Here is a 19833-nt window from a genome sequence, read left to right on the forward strand (position 1 = left end):
GTTGGGGAGAACCCAGGATTTTAACGGGCGGGGCATGGCGCCTGTCCGGTGGCGCGGCAGAGGGCTGATAGAGTGCCGGCCATGCATGGGCTGCACCTGACCGCCGACCTTCACGATTGCCGTTGCGAGACGCGCTGGCTGGTCGATGCATCGACGCTGGGAGCCGCCTGCGTGAGGGCGGTCGAGACCGCGGGCCTGCAGGTGGTGGGCACCCTGTTCCACGCTTTCCCGGCCAGCCCGCAGGGACCGGGCGGGGTGACGGCCACGGTGCTGCTCGCCGAGTCTCACCTGTGCGTCCACACCTGGCCGGAACAGCGCGGGGCGACGCTGGATGTCTACGTCTGCAATTTCGGCGCCGACCACTCGTCCAAGGCGAGGGGGCTGATGGGGGCGCTGGAGGCACTGTTCGCGCCCGGCCGCGTCGAACGGCACGCGCTGCAGCGCGGGGCCATCGCGGCGCAGGCGGTTGCGTCATGAGCATCCGCGCCATGATCCTCGCCGCCGGGCGGGGCGAACGCATGCGGCCATTGACCGACACAATGCCCAAGCCCCTGCTCGAGGTGCAGGGCAAGCCGCTGATGCAGTGGCCGATGGAGGCGCTGCGGGCGGGCGGCTTCCGGCGCTTGGTCGTCAACACCGACTGGCTGGGCGAGCTGATCGTCTCGCGCTTCGGGCACCGGCACGCTGCTTGCGAGATTGCCTATTCCCACGAGGGCCGGGATTTCGGCGGCGCCCTGGAGACCGCGGGCGGCATCGTGCGCGCGCTGCCACTGCTGGGCGATATCTTCTGGGTGCTGGCGGCTGACGTGTTCGCGCCGGGTTTCGTCTTTGGCCAGGCCGCGGTGGACCGTTTCGCGGCCGGCAAGGAGCTCGCGCACCTGTGGCTGGTGCCGAACCCGCCGCACAACCTGCGCGGCGACTTCGGGATCTCGCCCGATGGGCTGGCGCTCAATGACGCGCCGCTGATGCACACCTTCTCGACCATCGGCCTGTACCGCGCAGCGTTGTTCGCGCCGCCGTACTGCCGCATTCCGGCGGGCAACCCCGGCGGCGTCAAGGCGCCGCTTGCACCGCTGCTGCGTGCGGCCGTGGCCGAGGGCCGGATCGGCGCCGAGCTCTACGAGGGCCCATGGACCGATGTCGGGACGCCGGAGCGGCTCGCGGCGCTGAACGCAAGAAGACGACCCGCCTAGAGCGCGGCCGGTCAGGGTACGTTGGCCGTCCGGATGTGGAAGGGCTTGCCCTCCATCGCATAGCTGCCGCCGAACTCGATGTTCACGCTGCCCGTGGCCTGGACAGGACACCCGGTGGGTGGCTGGCACGACCATGAGCCGCCGCGGTCGGCGAAGACGACGGCGCCGTAGCGGTAGTTCGACACCGCCTTGCCCGTGTAGTCGGCGATGCTCAGCACCATGTTGTCGCTGGCGAAGTTGTCGGCGTCTTCCACCGCGATCGGGTCGACGATGCGCGAGTCTTGCAGGGTGCGGATCACACTGCCGCTGTTGCCGTCGGAGGCGAAGCGCACCCACTGGATCTTGCGATCGCCGCGCGAAGCCACCAGCACCTGCTGGTTCAGCGGCTCGATGCTCCTGTTCTCCGGATCGATCTTCGAGATGGCCAGCGATGTCGGGTTCTTCCCGACTGCGACGCGGCCCTTTTCGACGACGTCCGTTGCCAGGGTGCCGGCTGGCACGTTGCCCAGGCCGTAGATGCGCAGCGAGCCGCTCTCCGTGGCGATCCAGGCCCGATGGACAGGGCCGAACACGGTGGTGCGCACCGCCGTGGGCCGGTCGTCCAGCGCCACAGTCGAGATCACCGCTGGAGTCTGCTGCGGCTTGTACGCGAAGGTGTACGGCCACTGGTTGTCGGCCTGGCCAAGGTTGGTGAACTCCGTCGGACCGGTACCGAAGTACACGCTGTTGACGTAGGTGAACAGCGGCTTCAGGTCGATGAAGGCGGCCTTTTTCTCCGACTTGGAGATCACCACCGCCACGCCGGCCTTGGCATAGCGGTTGGCGTTGGTGCCGGACCCGCTGAAGGTCGCCCGCTTGACCGGGTCGGTCAGCGGCGTGTAGGTCTGGCCCATGAACTCGCCATACTTTTCCGGCAGGGCGGTCTGGAACTGATCGAAGCCGGTGGTGACCGCGATTTCCGTCGGCGCGTTCATGCCGGGCAGGTCGATGTAGCCCAGCACCTTCATGAAAGCGGTGTTGCCCATGTTCGGCAGGCCGGGATACACCGCCATCCACTCGTGCCACCAGTCGTACCAGGCGTCGTAGCTGCCGTTCGTCGCGGAGTTGTAGGGGTTGCAGTTGTTGCACAGCCCCGCCAGCGAAATCACCGCCACCTGGCCCTTGAGCGCCGTCGTGTCCCACACCGTCACCAGCGCGTATTCGCTGGTGTTGGTGACGGCCATGCCGGTCGGCACCTTGTTCTCGGGCAACTTGACGGAGGTCCGATTGTTCGCGGTGTTGCTGCCGGCGGTGCCGATCAGGCCATTGTTGAAGGCCACCAGGGAGGTGGCGCAGAAGCCCGTGCGACCCCCGCAACGCGCCACCGCCACCGGTTCGCCGTTCGTGAGGCCGGCGGTCTTGTAGGTGCTGACGTTGTAGTTGGTGCGCCCGGCGCTGCCGTCCCAGGCGGCCGCTTCCTGCCAGGGCAGCTGCGGCGCCTGCGCGAAGGTGTTGTGGTCGATCGCGGAGATCTGCAGGTCGCCCACGCCCATGCGCACGGCCGTGTTGTCGGCGACGAAGCCGACATGGGCCTGGTTGGTCGAGTAGAGGCCGGCCTCGGGGAGGAGGGGACCACCCACCTGCCACGTCCCGGCGTGATAGGCCGCCATCGTCTGGTCGGCGCGCTTGAACAGGGTGGGAATGCCGCTGTTGTTGATGGCCGGCGCGTCGCCGTAGCGATAGACGATGCCCTCCGCCTTGGCGAGTCGGGGCGCCAGGGCGCGATAGGCGTCGGCGACGACACGGCCGGCGCTGTCGATCACGTCGCCGGTGATCGGAGCCGGAGCCGGGGCCGGGGCCGGAGCGGGAGCGGGAGCGGGGGCTGGAGCTGGAGCTGGAGTTGGAGCTGGAGCTGGAGCCGGAGCTGGAGCCGGAGCCGGAGCCGGAGCCGGAGCGGGCGCGGGAGCAGGTGCAGGTACGGTGACCGGGCCGAGCGAATAGCAGGCCTTCGCGACAAAGGGGGAAGGGTCGCGGCCAAAGAATTCATTGGTGCATGCGGCGGTGCCGGTGATCGACTTTTCGATCCATGACGTGCCGGAGCCGTACCACACCAAGGTCGCAGCGGCGGCAACGGTGAAAGACGAGCCCTCTTTGGCGAGCAGTGTCCCCGCGAGTTGAGCGGGAGCCGGGGCAGAGTTTGAGTTGGAGGTTGCGGGTGGGGTTGGGGTTTCGGTAGACACCGGACTCGGCGCGGGGCTCGGTGTGACCGGGGAAGTGGCGCCACCCGCAAGGGAGACAGGAAGGCTTCCGCCACCCGAGCCGCCGCCTCCTCCTCCGCAACCCGCCAGCGCACCGGCCGCAACAAAGAGCAGAAGGGCGCTTTTGTCCGTGACTTTCATCCAATTGCTCCAAAAAGATCGAGGCGCAAGATGCAGCAGCAGGCGATACGTCTTTCTACGTTACTTGCATTCAGTTTCTTTTCGCTCGGTTTGGGCCTGTACAGGTTACTGAAGTTTCAATTGGTTACTTGAACTTTTGGAAAAGGCATACCGAAGAATTCGTTGCCGGCACCAGCTGTTTGGGGGAAGCAACAGCCAAAAAAAAGCGGCCCGCACAAGGCGGGCCGCAAAGCTTGGGTCGAATCAGGCGATCAAGGCACGTTGGCTGTTCTCATCATGAACGGCCGCCCCTCCATCGCGAAGCTGCCGCCGAACTCCATGTTCATGCCGCCGGTCCCCTGCACCGGACAGCCGCCGGTCGACGCCGGGCACGCCCCGCCGCCCGCGAAGACCACCGAACCGTAGCGGTAGTTCGACACCGCCTTGCCGGTGTAGTCCGCAACACTCAGCGTCATGTTGTCGCTGGCGAAGTTGTCGACGTCTTCGACTGCGATCGGGTCCACGATGCGCGAGTCCTGCAGGGTGCGAACCACGCTGCCGCTGTTGCCGTCGGAGGCGAAGCGCACCCACTGGATCTTGCGATCGCCGCGCGAGGCCACCAGCACCTGCTGGTTCAGCGGCTCGATGGTCTTGTTTTCCGGATCGATCTTCGAGATGGCGAGCGAGGTCGGGTTCTTTCCGACCGCGACGCGGCCCTTTTCCACCACGTCCGTTGCCAGGGTGCCGGTTTGCACGTTACCCAGGCCGTAGATGCGCAGCGAACCTTCTTCGGTGGCGATCCACGCGCGGTGCACGTCGCCGAACAGGGTCGTGCGAACCGCGGTCGGCCGGCTGTCCAGTGCCACCGTGGAGATCACCGTCGGGGTCTGCTGCGGCTTGTACGCGAAGGTGTACGGCCACTGGTTGTCGCCTTGACCCAGGTTGGTGAACTCCGTCGGACCGGTACCGAAGTACACGCCGTTGACGTAAGTGAACAGCGGCTTCAGGTCGATGAAGGCGGCCTTCTTCTCCGACTTGGAGATGACGACTGCCACGCCGGCCTTGGCATAGCGGTTGGCGTTGGTGCCGGACCCGCTGAAGCTGGCGCGCTTGGCCGGGTCCGTCAGGGGCGAGTAGGTCTGGCCCATGAACTCGCCTTGCTTCTCGGGCAATGCCGTCCTGAACTGGTCGAAGCCGGTGGTGACCGCGATCTCCGTCGGTGCGTTCATACCCGGAATGTCGACGTAGCCCAGCACCTTCATGAAAGCGGTGTTGCCCATGTTCGGCAGGCCGGGGTATACGCCCATCCACTCGTGCCACCAGTCATACCAGCGGTCGTAGGTCCCGTTGCGGATGCCGGTCGGCGTCCCACCATTGGGGTTGTAGGGGTCGCAGTTGTTGCACAGCCCCGCCAGCGAAATCACCGCCACCTGGCCCTTGAGCGCCGTCGTGTCCCACACCGTCACCAGCGCGTATTCGCTGGTGTTGGTGACGGCAATGCCGGTCGGTACCTTGTTGGCAGGCAGTTTCACCGAGCCTCGGTTGTTCGCCGTGTTGCTGCCGGCCGTGCCGATCAGGCCATTGTTGAAGGCCACGATGGAAGTCGCGCAGAAGCCCGTGCGACCGCCGCAGCGCGCCACCGCCACCGGATCGCCGTTCGTGAGACCGGCGGTCTTGTAGGTGCTGACGTTGAAGTTGGTGCGCCCGGCGCTGCCGTCCCACGCCGCCGCTTCCTGCCAGGGCAGTTGTGGCGCCTGCGAGTAGGTGTTGTGGTCGATCGCAGAGACCTGCAGGTCGCCCACGCCCATGCGCAGGGTCGGGTCGTCGGCAACGAAGCCGACATGGGCCTGGTTGGTCGAGTACAGCCCCGCGTCGCTCGAGACCGGGCCGCCCACCTGCCAGGTCCCGGCGTGGTAGATCATGGTCTGGTCGGCGCGCTTGTACAGCGTGGGAATGCCGGTGTTGTTCACGGTCGGGGCGTCGCCGTAGCGATACCGGATGCCTTCCACCTTGGAAAGCAGCGGTGCCATGGCGCGGTACGCATCGGCCACCAGGTTGCCAGCGCCGTCGACGACGTCGCCGGAGACAGGGGCGGCGGGTGCGGGTGCCGGGGCCGGGGCGGGCGCAGGAGCCGGCGCAGGTGCCGGGGCGGGCGCGGGAGCCGGTGCCGGTGCGGGAGCCGGTGCAGGCGCGGGGGCAGGTGCCGGCGACGCCGCACCGAGGGAATAGCAGGCCTTCACAACGAAGGGCGCAGGATCGCCGCCGAAGGTCGTGTTCGAGCAGCTGACGGTGCCGCTCACCGTCTTCTCGGTCCACTTGCCGGTGACACCGTACTGCACGCGAGTCGCAACAGCCACCGTGAAGGACGCACCCTCGACGGCGAGGCGCTCGCCGACTGCGGGCGCGGGTGCGGGGGCAGGGGCCGGGGCGGGCGCGGGCGCGGGCGCCGGAGCCGGAGCCGGTGCCGTGCCCGTCTGGACGTAGCACGCCTTCACCACGAAAGGCAGCGGGTCGCCAAAGTTTCCGTTGCTGCAGGACTGCGTGCCTGACAGCGTCTTGGTGGCGTAAGTGTCGTTCGCCCCATATTTCACGACCGTCGAGGCGGCCAGCGTAAAGGTCCGATCCTCGTCTGCCACCTTCGTCCAGCTGGCATCGAGCTTGCTCATCGGTGCTGCTTCCTTGGTCCCCGTCGATTCGGCGGCAGGTGCGGCGGTGGTTGAAGAAGCGGTCGCAGGTAACGCGTCCGAGCCCTGGGCTGCGGCGAATCCGCCGGTGTTGTTGCCTCCACCCCCGCATCCTGCGAGTGCGCCAGCTGCAACAAAAAGCAGAAGCGCGCTTTTGTCGATGACTTTCAAGCAAATCCCTCCTAAATTGGTTAAGTTCGGGTTTGTACGGGTCAACGTCGTTACGGGCAACCGCTCTTGCACTTCTTTTCCTATGTGTATTCCGTGTCCCCAGGGCGGTGTTACTAACGTTGTGATTGCTAACGCTTTCAACGCAAATCCTCCACATTGAGGAGGCGCCTTTCTCGGGACCGTGATGGGGGTGCGAAGAAGTGGAAGCAAGCCAAAAACGTGCCCTTGGGGTGGCGCACGCAAGAAAAAAGGCCCGCACTGGGCGGGCCTTTGGAGATCAATTAGCAGCAGATCGCAGCAGATCAGGGAACATTGGCGGTTCGGATCTGGAAAGGCTTGCCTTCCATCGCAAAGCTGCCGCCGAACTCGATGTTGACCCCGGCAGTAGGCTGAACGGGACAGCCGCCCGGCGGCTGGCAGGTCCACGAGCCGCCCCGGTCCGCGAAGACCACCGAGCCATAGCGATAGTTGGACACCTTTTTACCGGCGTAGTCGGCAATACTCAGCACCATGTTGTCGCTGGCGAAGTTGTCGGTGTCTTCCACCGCGATCGGGTCGACGATGCGCGAGTCCTGCAGGGTGCGAACCACGCTGCCGCTGTTGCCGTCGGCGCCGAAGCGCACCCACTGGATCTTGCGATCGCCGCGCGAGGCCACCAGCACCTGCTGGTTCAGCGGCTCGATGGTCTTGTTTTCCGGATCGATCTTCGAGATGGCGAGCGAGGTCGGGTTCTTGCCGATCGCCACGCGACCCTTCTCCGCCACGTCCGCAGCCACCGTCCCCGTCGGCACGTTGCCCAGCCCGTAGATGCGCAGCGAGCCGCTCTCCGTGGCGATCCACGCACGGTGGACCAAACCGAACAGGGTGGTGCGCACGGCAGTCGGCTTGTCATCCAGCGCCACGGTCGAGATCACCGTCGGCGTCTGCTGCGGCTTGTTTGCAAAGGTGTAGGGCCACTGGTTGTCGGCCTGGCCGAGGTTGGTGAACTCCGTCGGACCGGTACCGAAGTACACGCCGTTGACGTAAGTGAACAGCGGCTTCAGGTCGATGAAGGCGGCCTTCTTCTCCGACTTGGAGATGACGACTGCCACGCCGGCCTTGGCATAGCGGTTGGCGTTGGTGCCGGACCCGCTGAAGGTCGCGCGCTTGACCGGGTCGGTCAGGGGCGAGTAGGTCTGGCCCATGAATTCGCCGTTCTTCTCGGGCAGCGACGTTCCGAACTGGTCGAAACCGGTGGTGACCGCGATTTCCGTCGGCGCATTCATGCCCGGCAGGTCGACGTAGCCCAGCACCTTCATGAAAGCGATGTTGCCCATGTTCGGCAGGCCGGGGTACACGCCCATCCACTCGTGCCACCAGTCGTACCAGGCGTCGTAGCTGCCGTTCTTCGCAGAGTCGTAGGGGTTGCAGTTGTTGCACAGCCCCGCCAGCGAAATCACCGCCACCTGGCCCTTCAGCGCCGTCGTGTCCCACACCGTCACCAGCGCGTATTCGCTGTTGTTCGTCATGGCGATGCCCGTGGGCACCTTGTTGGCGGGCAGCTTGACCGAGCCTTTGTTGTTGGCAGTGTTGGTGCCGGCGGTGCCGATCAGGCCGTTCTGGAAGGCCACCAGCGAAGTCGCGCAGAAGCCCACGCGACCGCCGCAACGCGCCACGGCCACCGGTTCGCCGTTCGTGAGGCCGGCGGTCTTGTAGGTGCTGACGTTGTAGTTGGTGCGCCCGGCGCTGCCGTCCCAGGCGGCCGCTTCCTGCCAGGGCAGCTGCGGCGCTTGCGCGAAGGTGTTGTGATCGATCGCGGAGATCTGCAGGTCGCCCACGCCCATGCGCACGGCCGTGTTGTCGGCGACGAAGCCGACATGGGCCTGGTTGGTCGAGTAGAGGCCGGCCTCGGGGAGGGGTGGACCACCCACCTGCCAGGTTCCGGCGTGGTAGCTCATGGTCTGGTCGGCACGCTGGTGCAGCGTCGGAATGCCGGTGTTGTCGACGGCGGCAGGAGACCCGTAGCGGTAGGCAATGCCGGCATCCTTGGCGAAACTGGCGGCAATCGCCTTGTACGCGTCGGCGGACACCGCGCCGGTGCTGTCGACCACCTCGGGAGCGGGCGTGCCGGGGGCCTGGGTCGCCGTGGTCGAGCCGGCTCCGGTTCCGGTGGCTGTCCCGCTGTTGGCCGCAGTGGCGCCGAGGGCTGCGAATCCGCCGCCACCGCCACCGCCACCGCCTCCTCCACAACCTGCAATGAGTGCGCTTGCGACAACGGTCGCGAGAAGCGCGCCTTTATATGAAAAATTCAACAAAAACACCTCCATTTTGACAAGATCGTCATTTGTACGTGGGCCACCTCCTACAGGGCAACCCTTCTTGCAAATGTTTTCGTGATGTGTTCCTACTCTCCAGGGGAGTAGTTACAAAGGTATTGCATAGTGACGTTATGACCGCAAATCATCTAGCCCGCCGCCGCAAGGAACTTTCTTCGTATTTGGGACCCGACGCCGTCGCCATCATCCCGACCGCGCCGGAGCGACCGCGCAACCGGGACAGCGACTTCCTCTTCCGCCACGACAGCTACTTCTATTACCTGACGGGGTTCACCGAGCCCAACGCCTGGCTCGTGCTCACGAGCGAGGGACATGCCACCCTGTTCTGCGCCCCCAAGGATCGCGAGCGGGAGATCTGGGACGGTTACCGCCTCGGCCCGGAAGCGGCACCGGCGGCGCTGGCAGTCGAAGAGGCTGTCTCGATCGAGGAACTCGATGCCCGCATGCCGAAGCTGCTGGAGAACAAGAAGACGGTCTGGTACCCCTTCGCGACGCACAAGGGGCTGGAGTCGCGCATCGACGGCTGGTTGTCGGCGGTGCGCGCCCGGGTGCGCTACGGCGCGCTGTGCCCCGAGGAACAACGCGACCTTTGCGGCCCGCTGGACGAAATGCGGCTGATCAAGGATGCGGGCGAGCAGGACACGATGCGCCGAGCCGCGCAGATCAGCGCCCGCGGCCATGTCCGCGCGATGCAGCTGTCGGCGCGCATGCTGCGCGAGGGCCGGGACGTGCGCGAATACCACCTCGATGCCGAGCTGCTGCACGAGTTTCGCATCGGGGGCTCGCAGTACCCGGCCTACAACTCGATCGTGGCCGCCGGGGCCAACGCCTGCGTGCTTCACTACCGCGCCGACGTCGCGCCGGTGCGCTCGGGCGAGCTGGTGCTGATCGACGCCGGCTGCGAGCTGGACGGCTACGCCAGCGACATCACCCGCACCTTCCCGGCCAACGGCACGTTCACCGGCCCGCAGCGTGCGCTCTACGAGCTGGTGCTGGCCAGTCAAGACGCAGCGGTGGCTGCAACGCGAGCGGGCGCTCGCTTCAACGACCCACACGAGGCCACGGTGAAGGTGCTGTCACAGGGCATGCTGGACTTGGGCCTGCTCGACGCCGACAAGGTGGGCGGCGTGGACGACGTGATCGAAAAGCGCGCCTACTTCGCCTATTACATGCACCGCACGGGCCACTGGCTGGGCATGGACGTGCACGACTGCGGCAGTTATGTGGAGCCCACGCAGGCCGGCGAAGTGAGCGAGCGCCGGGACCCGCTGTCGAACGAGCTGATCAAGAACCGGCCCAGCCGGATCTTGAAGCCGGGCATGGTGCTGACCATCGAGCCGGGCATCTACGTGCGGCCGGGCGAGGGCGTGCCGGAGCAGTTCCACAACATCGGCATCCGCATCGAAGACGACGCGATCGTCACCGAAACGGGCTGCGAACTGATCTCGCGCGGGGTGCCGGTCAAGCCCGACGAAATCGAAGCGCTGATGCGGCCCTGATCCGTTCGGATTTCTAGACAGCCTCGGCCGGGCCGAGCCCAAGCACCTTGTGCGCCCATGCGGGCAGCCAAGGCCCGTGCGCTTGCACGCGGCCGGCGACCACCGAAGCCACCAGGTGCGGGCCGCCGGCCTCGACGTCCGCCCCGTCGAACAGCATCGCGAGCGGCACCGCGCGAACCGCCAGCCGCAAGTTCTCGAGAGTGCGCGGATAGCGCGCCAGGATCTTGCTGGCCGGCACGTCGTGGCCGCCCTCATGCACGCGCTGTTGCACGCGTTCCAGCAAACGGCGCGGCTCGTCGAGGCACACGATGTAGAGCGCCACCTCGAAGCCGAAGGTCCGCGCCTCGGCAAGGAGTTCCAGCTTGGAGGGATGCGAGAAGACGGTCTCGCTCACGAAGGAGCGCCCTGCCTCCAGATGGGCTTGGCGTTGCGCATCGGCCCAGCTTCGGGCGGCCTCCGAGCGCCGCACAGCCTGGCGGACATGTCCGAGCTGCTCGCGCTCGTACAGGTCGGCGTTGATGAAGGGCAGCTGCGGGTAGCGCGGCTGAATGAGATAGCGGTACAGCGTCGACTTGCCGGCGCCATTCGGGCCGGCGATCAGGTGCAGGACCGGCATCAGGCCGCGCGGCGGCTGCGCGGATGGGGCTGGGCCTTGGCGCGGTTCTCGCCCACCGCTGCCTTGGCCCGCTCGGCCAGTGCGCCGGACTGGGCCAGGGCCAGCACGTGGCCGTGCAGGGCGTCGAGTTCGGGCGAAAGGGGCGGTTGAGCCTGGCCCGAGACGACGTAACGCGCCCCTTCCTCGCGCGCGATCAGCGCTTGGCTGTCCTGGATGGAAAGGCCGGCTTGCTCGAGCGCGCGGCCGAGGGTGGCCCAGTATTCGATCTGGCTTGCCACCGAGCGGCGCATGGGCTGGGCCGCGTCGCGCGCTTTGTCGACCAGCGCGGCAGGCAGCTTGACGGAAGCGAAGGGGGTGGCCGAGGACATTGCTTTCACTCCTGTTTGGCGCATTTTGCGCCAGTCTGCAAAATCCGGTCAAGGATGACCATCCACCGAACCCAGCGAGCAGCGGCGGGCGGGCTCAGCCCGCCGACAGGTGTCCGCGGACGAAGGCCTCTTCGAAGATCGAATACCCCGACCAGTCGCTGTGCGCAAAGGCAAGCCGGCCGGCGACGACGCGCTCGCGCGCGCCCAGCCCGGCAAGCATGCCCGGCCCGGGGATGGCCATGGCATGGCCATAGCGGGTGATTTCGATGCGCGTGGCGAGCCCGGCAAGATCGGGATGAGCCACCGACAGCTCGCCGAGCAGCTCGTCGCGCCACCCGCGCCAGGGCCGCTCGAGCAGCAGGCGCCGGCCTTCCGGCCCGTCGTAAGCGCTCGGGCCCAGCGGCCGATACCAGCTCAGCACCGTGGCGCCCGGCGTGGGGTCCAGCGCCTGGTGACGGGCATCGACGTAGCCGAGCCCGCGCGTGCCGTAGATCACGTTGTCCCAGCTCGGCGCCGCGCCGGGCCGGTCGGCCAGCGGGGCGCGCACATGAACGTTGGCCACCAGCCATGGCGCATGGCGCAGCCGGTCCGCCGCCTCGCGCAGCGGCGCCGGCGGGTTCTCCACCACACGGGCGGCGATGAAGGCCGGCAGCGCGACGATGCAGCGCTCCGCCTGCCAGCGCACGCGCGCCCCCGCCGCCACATCGAAAGCCTCGATCTCGACGCCCGAACGCGTCTCGGCGATGCGCAGGACCGCCTGGCCCGTCTTCAGGCGCTCGCCCAGCGGGGCCACGAGCCGCCGCGCGAGCCAGCCATTGCCCTCCGGCCAGGTCAGCACCGCTTCGCGCTCCGCGTCCTCGTCGCCGGGTGCATGGAAGCCGTGCCGGCTCGCGAAATAGTGGATGCCGGCCCAGGCCGAGACATGGGCGCTGCCGGCGCCGTAGTCGTCGCGGCAGCAATAGTCGAGGTACCAGCGGAGCCGGGGATCGTCGAGGCCTTCGCGCTCGAGCCAGGCGGCGAAGGGCAGCGCGTCCAGTTCCAGCAGGCGCGGCGCGAGCGGCACGCGCAGCGTGGGGATGGCGAAGCGCGCCTCGCGCCGCAGCGCTTCCACGCGCCGCGAGAACAGGCGGTATTGCGCCAGGGTGCGCTCGCCCACGCCCTGCACGGGCAGCAGCCCATCCTGCCAGGCGCCCTGGAAGAACAGGCGCTCCTGCGGGCTATGGCAGAGGTGGCGCTCCTCGTACTCCCAGCGGCCCGCCACGCGCCGGCGCAGGCCGAGTTCCTCGAGCAGGTCCTGCACCTGGTGCGCCTCGTCGCCCGGCAGCGGCAAGTAATGGGCGCCGAGCGGGCAATCGATGCCGCCCACTCGGCCGCCGCGACTGTTGCCACCGGCCTGGTCTTCGAGCTCGAGCAACACGAAGTCCTCGATGCCGGCCAGCCGCAGGGCACGTGCGGCCGCCAGGCCGGCCACGCCGCCGCCGGCGATGAGGACGCGGGTGCGGCGCGTGGACGAAGGCGCGTCGTTGCGGCTCCAGGTCCCATCGCGCAGCGCATGGCCACGCTCGACGTCGATGCCGGTGAAGCCGCCCTCGATCTGGTCGCGCGCCTCGCAGCCGCCGAGCGCCAGGGCGCCGGCGGCGGCACTCAGGAATTCGCGACGCTTCATCAATGGCCGGCGACCTTGCCCCACTCCTGCTCGTAGGTGGTCACCAGGGTCTGGTTCGACAGCCGGTTCACCTCGGCCGGCACCCGCGCCATGTCGCGCGGGAACTCGAAGAGCTGCGGCAGCGCGGGCATGGCCAGGAAGCGCAGCCCGTCGGGCAGGGCTTCGGGCAGCCGGTAAGGCCTGCGGCTCGCGATGATGAAGCCCCATTCGCCGAAGCTGGGCACGTGCGCGTGATACGGCGCGGCCCGCAGGCCCACCGATTCGACGGTCGCGACCACGGTCCAGAAGCTCTTGCGCGCGACCAGCGGCGAGGTGGTCTGGATCACGGCATAGCCGCTGGCGGCCAGCCGCTTGTCGAGCAGGGCGTAAAAGGAATTCGTGTAGAGCTTGCCGATCGCGAAGTTGGTGGGATCGGGGAAGTCGACCACGATCACGTCGAACATGTCGCCGGCTTGCTGCAGCCAATGGAAGGCGTCGGTGTTGACGACATGCACCTTCGGCGACTTGAGCGCACCGCCGTTGAGCGCCGACAGCGTCTCGTGCGCGCTGAACAGCCGCGTCATGTTCGGGTCGAGCTCGACCAGCGTGATGCTTTCCACCGAGGGGTACTTGAGGATCTCGCGCACCGCCATGCCGTCGCCGCCGCCGAGCACGGCCACCTTTTTCGGTGCGCCCTGCGCCGCCATGGCCGGATGCACCAGAGCCTCGTGATAGCGGTACTCGTCGCGCTCGGCGAACTGCAGGTTGCCATTGAGGAAGAGCCGGTGCCCGGCGGCGCCCCGTGTGACCACGATGCGCTGATAGGGCGAGCTCTCGCCGAAGACGATGCGGTCCTGGTAGAACTTGTCTTCCGCCAGCGTCGTGATGTGCTCGGCGAAGACGAAGGCGCCGGCCAGCGCAGCCAGTACCAGCACACAGGCCAGCGCATGCGCCCCCAAGCGGCGCAGCTCGTGCCTGAAGAGCCACAGCGCCCACAGCGCCACTGCCGCATTCATGAGCCCGAAGAGCAGGCCGGTGCGGATCATGCCGAGCTGGGGCACCAGCAGCAGCGGGAAGGCAACCGATACCGCCAGCGCGCCCAGGTAGTCGAAGGTCAGCACCTGCGAGACCAGGTCCTTCAGCATCACATTGCGGCGCAGGATGCGCATCACCAGCGGGATCTCGAGCCCCACCAACGTGCCCACCACCAGCACCATCCCGTAGAGCAGAAGGCGGAAGGCACCGGGGATGTAGGCGTTGGCGATGAAGAGCAAGGCGGGGAGCGCGCCGCCGATCAGCGCCACCATGAGCTCGATGCGCAGGAAGTGCGCCGGCAGCTGCCGCTCGAAGTAGCGCGAGAGCCAGGAGCCCACGCCCATTGCGAACAGGTAGGTGCCGATGATGGTGCTGAACTGCAGCACCGAGTCGCCGAGCAGGTACGAACTGAGCGCCGCGGCGCTGAGCTCGTAGACCAGCCCGCAGGCCGCGACCACGAAGACGCTGGCCAGCAGCGCGATCTCCACGGGCTGCGGGCCGCGCGCCGTCCTCGCGGGAGCCGGATCCAAGGCTGCCTCGCTCATTGCGGGCCGCGAAGGCTCAATGGATCGCGGCGGCGACGATGATGCTGATGCCCAGACTCATCGCGGCCACCACCACGCCGAGCGCCACGTTCTGCTTCTCGACGATCTCCTGCCACAGGTCGTAGGGCGTGAACTTGTCGATGAGCAGGAAGATGATCCAGAACATCAGCACGCCGATGAGCGCGTAGAGGATCGAGCCCAGGAAGGCCGCGGGCCTTAGCCATTCAATTCCCAACATGAGGACCTCCGGTAAAAAACGTCATTTGTGGCCGCCGCCACTGGAATAGCCGCCATAGGAGCCGCCCGAACTGCGCGAGCCGCCCGAGCTGCTGGTGCAGGTGCTCAGGATGATCAAGAGGATGATGATCAACACGATGATCAGGATGATGGTGCCGCAGCCGAGCTTGCCCGCCGCGCTCACCGGCAGCGCGTCGCCGCGCTTGAACATGTCCTTCTTGCCGCCGAGCTTGAAGGCCGCGGCCACCGCGGCGCTGTCGATCTTGCTGCCGGAAGACCAGGTCAGCTCCTTTGCCGAGCGCTCCATGGACAGCAGGGCCGTGCCGCTCGCGAAGTCGCGGTTGAAGCTCTTCTGTCCCCGCTCGACCTGCCAGTAGAACTCGCCGGCCACGTACGTCGTTTCGGCGTTGTAGGCGTACTGCTGCTGGTAGACCTTGCCCAGGTAGGTGGCGCGCGAGCCGCTCTCGGCCATGGTGGGCGCGCCGGTGGTGGGCTTGACCAGGCTCCAGCCGTCCTCGGCATCGACCAGGAAGCTGAAGCCCCGCTTTTTGTTATAGAGCAGGTATTCGTTCCACCCGAAGTGCTCGTCGTCGCCGGGCGCCACGCCCATGCGGTGCTGGAAGCCCACGACCTGCCACTGCACGCCCTGCAGCTGGCCGGTGGCGCCCACCGGGATCAAGGGCTGCACCGGCTCGTGCTGCTCGGCGTGGCGCAGCTCGCCGCCGATGCCCTGCGTCAGGTCGATGATGCTGTTGCAGGCGCGGCAGGTGATGCTCTTGCTCTCGGCAAAATTGACCGTGACCGGCGAGCCGCAGTTCGGGCAGTTGAAGCTGCGGCCTTTTTCCTCCTTGGCCGATTCGTCGCGCAGGCCGGTGAGCTGCAGGTCTTCGAGCTGCACGGAGCGGCCGAGATAGGCGCCCGGCGGCCGAGTGTCGTAGTCGAGGCTCAGCACCAGGCCCTGGTCGCTGCGCAGCTCGACCACCGCGAAGGGCCGGCCGAGCTCTGGCAAGCGCGGCAGCTCGCCCTGGGCCGAGACCAGGCGCACCTGCTCGTTGGAGGCCACCGTGTAGCTCTGGCCGTTGAAGGCGGTGGTCGCGCCGACGCGCAGCTCGTCGGGATCGGGCGCCTCGCGCTGCAATGTGTGCGGCAGCGAGAACACGAAAGCGCCGTTGTCTTCGCTCAGGATGCCGGTGCGCTCGCCGTCGAGCGCGGCGATCCACTCGGTCCAGCGACCGCCCTCGTAGCTGTACTGCAGGCGGCCCACCAGCGTGAAGGGCTGGTCCTGAATGCGCCCGGCGGCGAAGAGCTGCAGCGGGCTGAAGTCGTCGAACAGCTCCGCCATCTTGCCGGTGCGCGCGAGGGTGTCGCCCTGGCGCACGACCGTGCTCTGGCAGTATGGACAGACGGCGTGGGTGGACTGCGCCGAACGGAATTCGACGGGCGCGCCGCACCCGGGGCAGGGCGCGCGGTAGTAGCGCTGCTGGGAGGAGTCGGTGGCCACGAAAAGACGGCAAGAATCCGCTCAGCGCGCCCCTGTCGACGCGTCGACGGGCTCGCTGCAGCGGAACGGGCTCAGACCAGCTTCTTCAGCAGTTCCGCCTTCTTGGCGTCGAATTCTTCCTGCGTGAGGATGCCCTTGGTCTTGAGCTCGCCGAGCTTCTCGATGGTGGTCATCACGTCGGCGGGGTTGACCACGGCGACCGCGGGTTGCTGTTGCGCCGCAGTGGGATTGTTGGGGTTGAGTCCCTGTTGCAGGTTCTGCGCCAGCACCTGGCCCAGCGCCACGCCGGCGCCCAGGCCCATCGCGTCGCCGGCGATGCCGCTGCCCTGGCCGGAGCCCTCGGCGAACTTGGGAATGGCCTGCGCCGTCTGGTACTGCATGAACTTGCCCATGTCCTGCCCGACCATGCCCATGCCGATCTTCTGGTCGAGGATCTTCTGCAGCTCCTCGGGCAGGGAAACATTCTGGACCGTGATGGCCTCGAGCTGGATGCCGATCTTGGAGAACTCGGGCACCAGCTGCGCCGCCAGCGCCTGAGCGAACTGGATCTGGTTGGCCGCCAGGTCGAGAAAGGGCACGCCGCTGGAAGCGATCGCGTTGCTGATGTTCTGCAGCACCAGGCCGCGCAGTTGGCCGTCGAGGTCGGCCACGCTGTAGATGTCGCGCGTGCCCGAGATCTCCGTATGGAAGAGCTTGGCATCGCCGATGCGGAAGCTGTAGTTGCCGAAGGCACGCAGGCGCACGGCGCCGAAGTCCTTGTCGCGGATGGTGATCGGCTGGGGCGTGCCCCATTTCTGGTCGACCTGCTGGCGGGTGCTGAAGAAGTAGACGTCGCTCTTGAACGGGGACTCGAAGAGCTTGTCCCAGTTCTTGAGATAGGTGAGCACCGGCAGCGTCTGCGTGGTGAGCTTGTACATGCCCGGGCCGAACACGTCGGCCACCTGGCCCTCGTTGACGAAGACCGCCACCTGCGACTCGCGCACCGTGAGCGAGGCGCCGTTCTGGATTTCCATCCCGGCCATCGGAAAGCGCCAGGCCAATGTCCCGTCTCCAGTTTCGGTCCACTGGATGATGTCGATGAACTGCTTCTTGATGAAATCCATCAGCGCCATGGTCGATCCTCGTCCGGTTTTTCTGAGCGGGCATATTGCCACAACGGCCTGAGGGCTTCGGGCCTTTTTGGCCGCACGGGCGGCGCTGCATAGCCGGTGCCCTCTCGATTGCGAGGTCTACAATCGGCGCCCCTCACAAGAAGCGTTGCACGGAGCCAAGGCACATGTCCGATCTGACCTCCCCGATCCCTACGCCCGAAGACAAGCGCGCCGAGCTGCGCAAGGCGGCCCTTGAATATCACGAGTTTCCTGTCCCGGGCAAGGTCGCGATCGCGGCGACGAAACAGATGCTGAACCAGCGCGACCTGGCGCTGGCCTACTCGCCCGGAGTGGCGGCGCCTTGCGAGGAGATCGTGAAGGACCCGGTCAACGCCTTCAAGTACACCGCGCGCGGCAACCTGGTGGCGGTGATCAGCAACGGCACCGCCGTGCTGGGCCTGGGCGACATCGGGCCGCTCGCCTCCAAGCCGGTGATGGAGGGCAAGGGCGTGCTGTTCAAGAAGTTCGCGGGCGTCGACGTCTTCGACATCGAGATCGACGAGAAGGACCCGGCCAGGCTGGTCGAAGTCATCGCGGCGCTGGAGCCGACCTTCGGCGCCATCAACCTCGAGGACATCAAGGCGCCCGATTGCTTCTACGTCGAGCGCGAGCTGCGCAAGCGCATGAAGATCCCGGTCTTCCACGACGACCAGCACGGCACCGCGATCACGGTGGCGGCCGCCATGCTCAACGGCCTCAAGGTGGTGGGCAAGGACATCGCGCAGATCAAGCTGGTCACATCCGGCGCCGGCGCCGCGGCGCTGGCCTGCCTCAACCTGCTGCTCAAGGTCGGCCTGAAGCGCGAGAACGTGTTCGTGACCGACCTGGCCGGCGTGGTCTATGAAGGCCGCACCGAGCTGATGGACGACGACAAGCGCCAATACATGCAGAAGACATCGGCGCGCTCGCTGGCCGAGGTGATCGAGGGCGCCGACGTGTTCCTCGGCCTCTCCGCCGGCGGCGTACTCAAGCCCGCCATGGTGGCGAAGATGGCGGCCAGGCCGGTGATCTTCGCGCTGGCCAACCCGAATCCGGAAATCACGCCCGAAGACGCGAAGGCCGTGCGCGACGACGTCGTCATGGCGACCGGCCGCACGGACTATCCGAACCAGGTCAACAACGTCCTGTGCTTCCCCTACATCTTCCGCGGCGCACTCGACTGCGGCGCGACCACCATCACCGACGAAATGGAAGTCGCGGCGGTGCATGCCATCGCCGAGCTCGCGCAGGCGGAGCAAAGCGAGCGCGTCGCGGCGGCTTACGTCGGCGAGAAGCTCAGCTTCGGCCCCGAGTACCTGATCCCGAAGCCCTTCGACCCGCGGCTCATGATGAAGATCGCGCCCGCGGTCGCCAAGGCGGCCGCCGAATGCGGCGTCGCCCTGCGCCCCATCGCCGACCTCGATGCCTACCGCGACAAGCTGCAGAGCTTCGTCTACGCTTCGGGCACCACGATGAAGCCGATCTTCGACGCCGCCCGGCGCGCGCCGAAGAAGCGGGTGGCCTACAGCGAAGGCGAGGAAGAACGGGTGCTGCGCGCCGCACAGATCGTGGTCGACGAAGGCGTCGCGCGGCCCACGCTGATCGGCCGGCCGGCGATCATCGCGCAGCGCATCGAGAAGTTCGGCCTGCGGCTGAAGGAAGAGCTCGACTACGACGTCGTCAACACCGACTTCGACCACCGATACCGCGATTTCTGGCAAACCTACCACCGCATGACGGAGCGCAAGGGCATCACGGTGCAGGTCGCCAAGATCGAGATGCGCCGCCGCCTCACGCTGATCGGCGCCATGCTGCTGCACAAAGGCGACGTCGACGGGCTGATCTGCGGAACCTGGGGCACCACGGCGCTGCATCTGCGCTATATCGACCAGGTCATCGGCAAGCGCGCCGGCGGCTGCCCGAGCACCCCTCAGGACGTGCCGATCTACGCTTGCATGAACGGCCTGCTGCTGCCCGACAGGCAGGTGTTCCTGGTCGACACGCATGTCAACTACGACCCGACGCCCGAAGAACTGGCCGAGATCACGACCATGGCGGCCGAGGAAATGATGCGATTCGGCATCAAGCCCAAAGCCGCGCTGCTTTCGCATTCGAATTTCGGAACGAGCGAACACCCGAGCGCCGTCAAGATGCGTCAGACGCTGGCGCTGCTGCGCGAACAAGCGCCTTGGCTGGAAGTCGACGGCGAAATGCACGGCGACGTTGCTTTGGACGGCAAGCAGCGCGCCGCTCTCATGCCGCACAGCGCCCTGGCCGGCAATGCCAATCTGCTGGTATTCCCGAACATCGATGCGGCCAACATTTCCTACAACCTGCTCAAGACGGCGGCCGGCGGCAACATCGCCATCGGCCCGGTCCTGCTCGGCGCTGCCAAACCCGTACACATCCTCACGGCCAGCGCCACGGTACGCCGTATCGTCAACATGACGGCCCTCACCGTTGCCGACGCCAACGCCGAGCGTTAAGCCTTGGTGCGACAGCGGTCGCTAACTTCAGTTGTAAGTGCGAGACCCTGG

14 protein-coding genes are annotated in these 19833 nt (G+C 67.0%); 4 read left to right on the plus strand and 10 right to left on the minus strand.

Annotated features, from left to right (window positions below; genetic code table 11):
- Positions 1-81: 81 nt before the first annotated feature.
- Both AC3A6Y_RS03470 and AC3A6Y_RS03475 read left to right on the plus strand, forming a co-directional pair.
- Positions 82-477 (plus strand): S-adenosylmethionine decarboxylase family protein, encoded by a 396-nt coding sequence (locus AC3A6Y_RS03470; protein WP_487866834.1) that lies wholly within the window; start codon positions 82-84, stop codon positions 475-477.
- A gap of 11 nt (positions 478-488) precedes the next feature.
- On the plus strand, positions 489-1193 hold the full coding sequence (locus AC3A6Y_RS03475) for a nucleotidyltransferase family protein (protein WP_487867787.1): 705 nt from the start codon (positions 489-491) through the stop codon (positions 1191-1193).
- 11 nt (positions 1194-1204) lie between these two features.
- Here the strand turns inward: AC3A6Y_RS03475 and AC3A6Y_RS03480 are convergent, their stop codons facing one another.
- The 3 genes from AC3A6Y_RS03480 to AC3A6Y_RS03490 all read right to left on the minus strand — a co-directional run bounded on the left by AC3A6Y_RS03480 (position 1205) and on the right by AC3A6Y_RS03490 (position 8696).
- A complete protein-coding gene (locus AC3A6Y_RS03480) occupies positions 1205-2995 on the minus strand; it encodes a hypothetical protein (RefSeq protein WP_487866835.1) in 1791 nt (596 codons plus the stop codon).
- Between the two features lie 827 nt (positions 2996-3822).
- Positions 3823-6216: a hypothetical protein gene (locus AC3A6Y_RS03485; RefSeq protein ID WP_487866836.1), complete on the minus strand. Its 2394-nt coding sequence runs from the start codon at positions 6214-6216 to the stop codon at positions 3823-3825.
- 491 nt (positions 6217-6707) lie between these two features.
- Positions 6708-8696 (minus strand): hypothetical protein, encoded by a 1989-nt coding sequence (locus tag AC3A6Y_RS03490; RefSeq protein ID WP_487866837.1) that lies wholly within the window; start codon positions 8694-8696, stop codon positions 6708-6710.
- 137 nt (positions 8697-8833) lie between these two features.
- Between AC3A6Y_RS03490 and AC3A6Y_RS03495 the strand changes: the two genes are divergently transcribed.
- A complete protein-coding gene (locus tag AC3A6Y_RS03495; RefSeq protein ID WP_487866838.1) occupies positions 8834-10219 on the plus strand; it encodes an aminopeptidase P N-terminal domain-containing protein in 1386 nt (461 codons plus the stop codon).
- 13 nt (positions 10220-10232) lie between these two features.
- Here the strand turns inward: AC3A6Y_RS03495 and AC3A6Y_RS03500 are convergent, their stop codons facing one another.
- From AC3A6Y_RS03500 to AC3A6Y_RS03530, 7 genes are all read right to left on the minus strand, one after another.
- The gene (locus tag AC3A6Y_RS03500; protein ID WP_487866839.1) at positions 10233-10835 is read right to left on the minus strand and encodes an ATPase; all 603 of its coding nucleotides are present in this window, start codon (positions 10833-10835) and stop codon (positions 10233-10235) included.
- Entirely contained in the window at positions 10835-11203 is a 369-nt protein-coding gene (locus tag AC3A6Y_RS03505) for a TA system antitoxin ParD family protein (RefSeq protein WP_487866840.1), read from the minus strand. Before AC3A6Y_RS03505 ends, AC3A6Y_RS03500 begins: the two co-directional genes overlap by 1 nt.
- 94 nt (positions 11204-11297) lie before the next feature.
- Complete coding sequence (locus AC3A6Y_RS03510; RefSeq protein ID WP_487866841.1) at positions 11298-12869, minus strand: FAD-dependent oxidoreductase; 1572 nt, start codon at positions 12867-12869, stop codon at positions 11298-11300.
- A complete protein-coding gene (locus AC3A6Y_RS03515; protein WP_487866842.1) occupies positions 12869-14428 on the minus strand; it encodes a polyamine aminopropyltransferase in 1560 nt (519 codons plus the stop codon). The genes AC3A6Y_RS03510 and AC3A6Y_RS03515 overlap by 1 nt, the downstream gene beginning before the upstream one ends.
- Positions 14429-14444: 16 nt before the next feature.
- On the minus strand, positions 14445-14666 hold the full coding sequence (locus tag AC3A6Y_RS03520) for a DUF350 domain-containing protein (protein WP_487866843.1): 222 nt from the start codon (positions 14664-14666) through the stop codon (positions 14445-14447).
- Positions 14667-14687: 21 nt separating this feature from the next.
- Positions 14688-16166, minus strand: coding sequence for a DUF4178 domain-containing protein (locus AC3A6Y_RS03525; protein ID WP_487866844.1), 1479 nt, complete (start codon positions 16164-16166; stop codon positions 14688-14690).
- Positions 16167-16237: 71 nt separating this feature from the next.
- Complete coding sequence (locus tag AC3A6Y_RS03530) at positions 16238-17278, minus strand: SPFH domain-containing protein (protein WP_487866845.1); 1041 nt, start codon at positions 17276-17278, stop codon at positions 16238-16240.
- Positions 17279-17442: 164 nt separating this feature from the next.
- On the opposite strand from AC3A6Y_RS03530, the gene AC3A6Y_RS03535 reads away from it, so the two are divergent.
- On the plus strand, positions 17443-19782 hold the full coding sequence (locus tag AC3A6Y_RS03535) for an NADP-dependent malic enzyme (RefSeq protein WP_487866846.1): 2340 nt from the start codon (positions 17443-17445) through the stop codon (positions 19780-19782).
- Positions 19783-19833: the final 51 nt, after the last annotated feature.

The sequence above is a fragment of the Variovorax sp. Soil_C_17 genome (genome assembly GCF_057657265.1).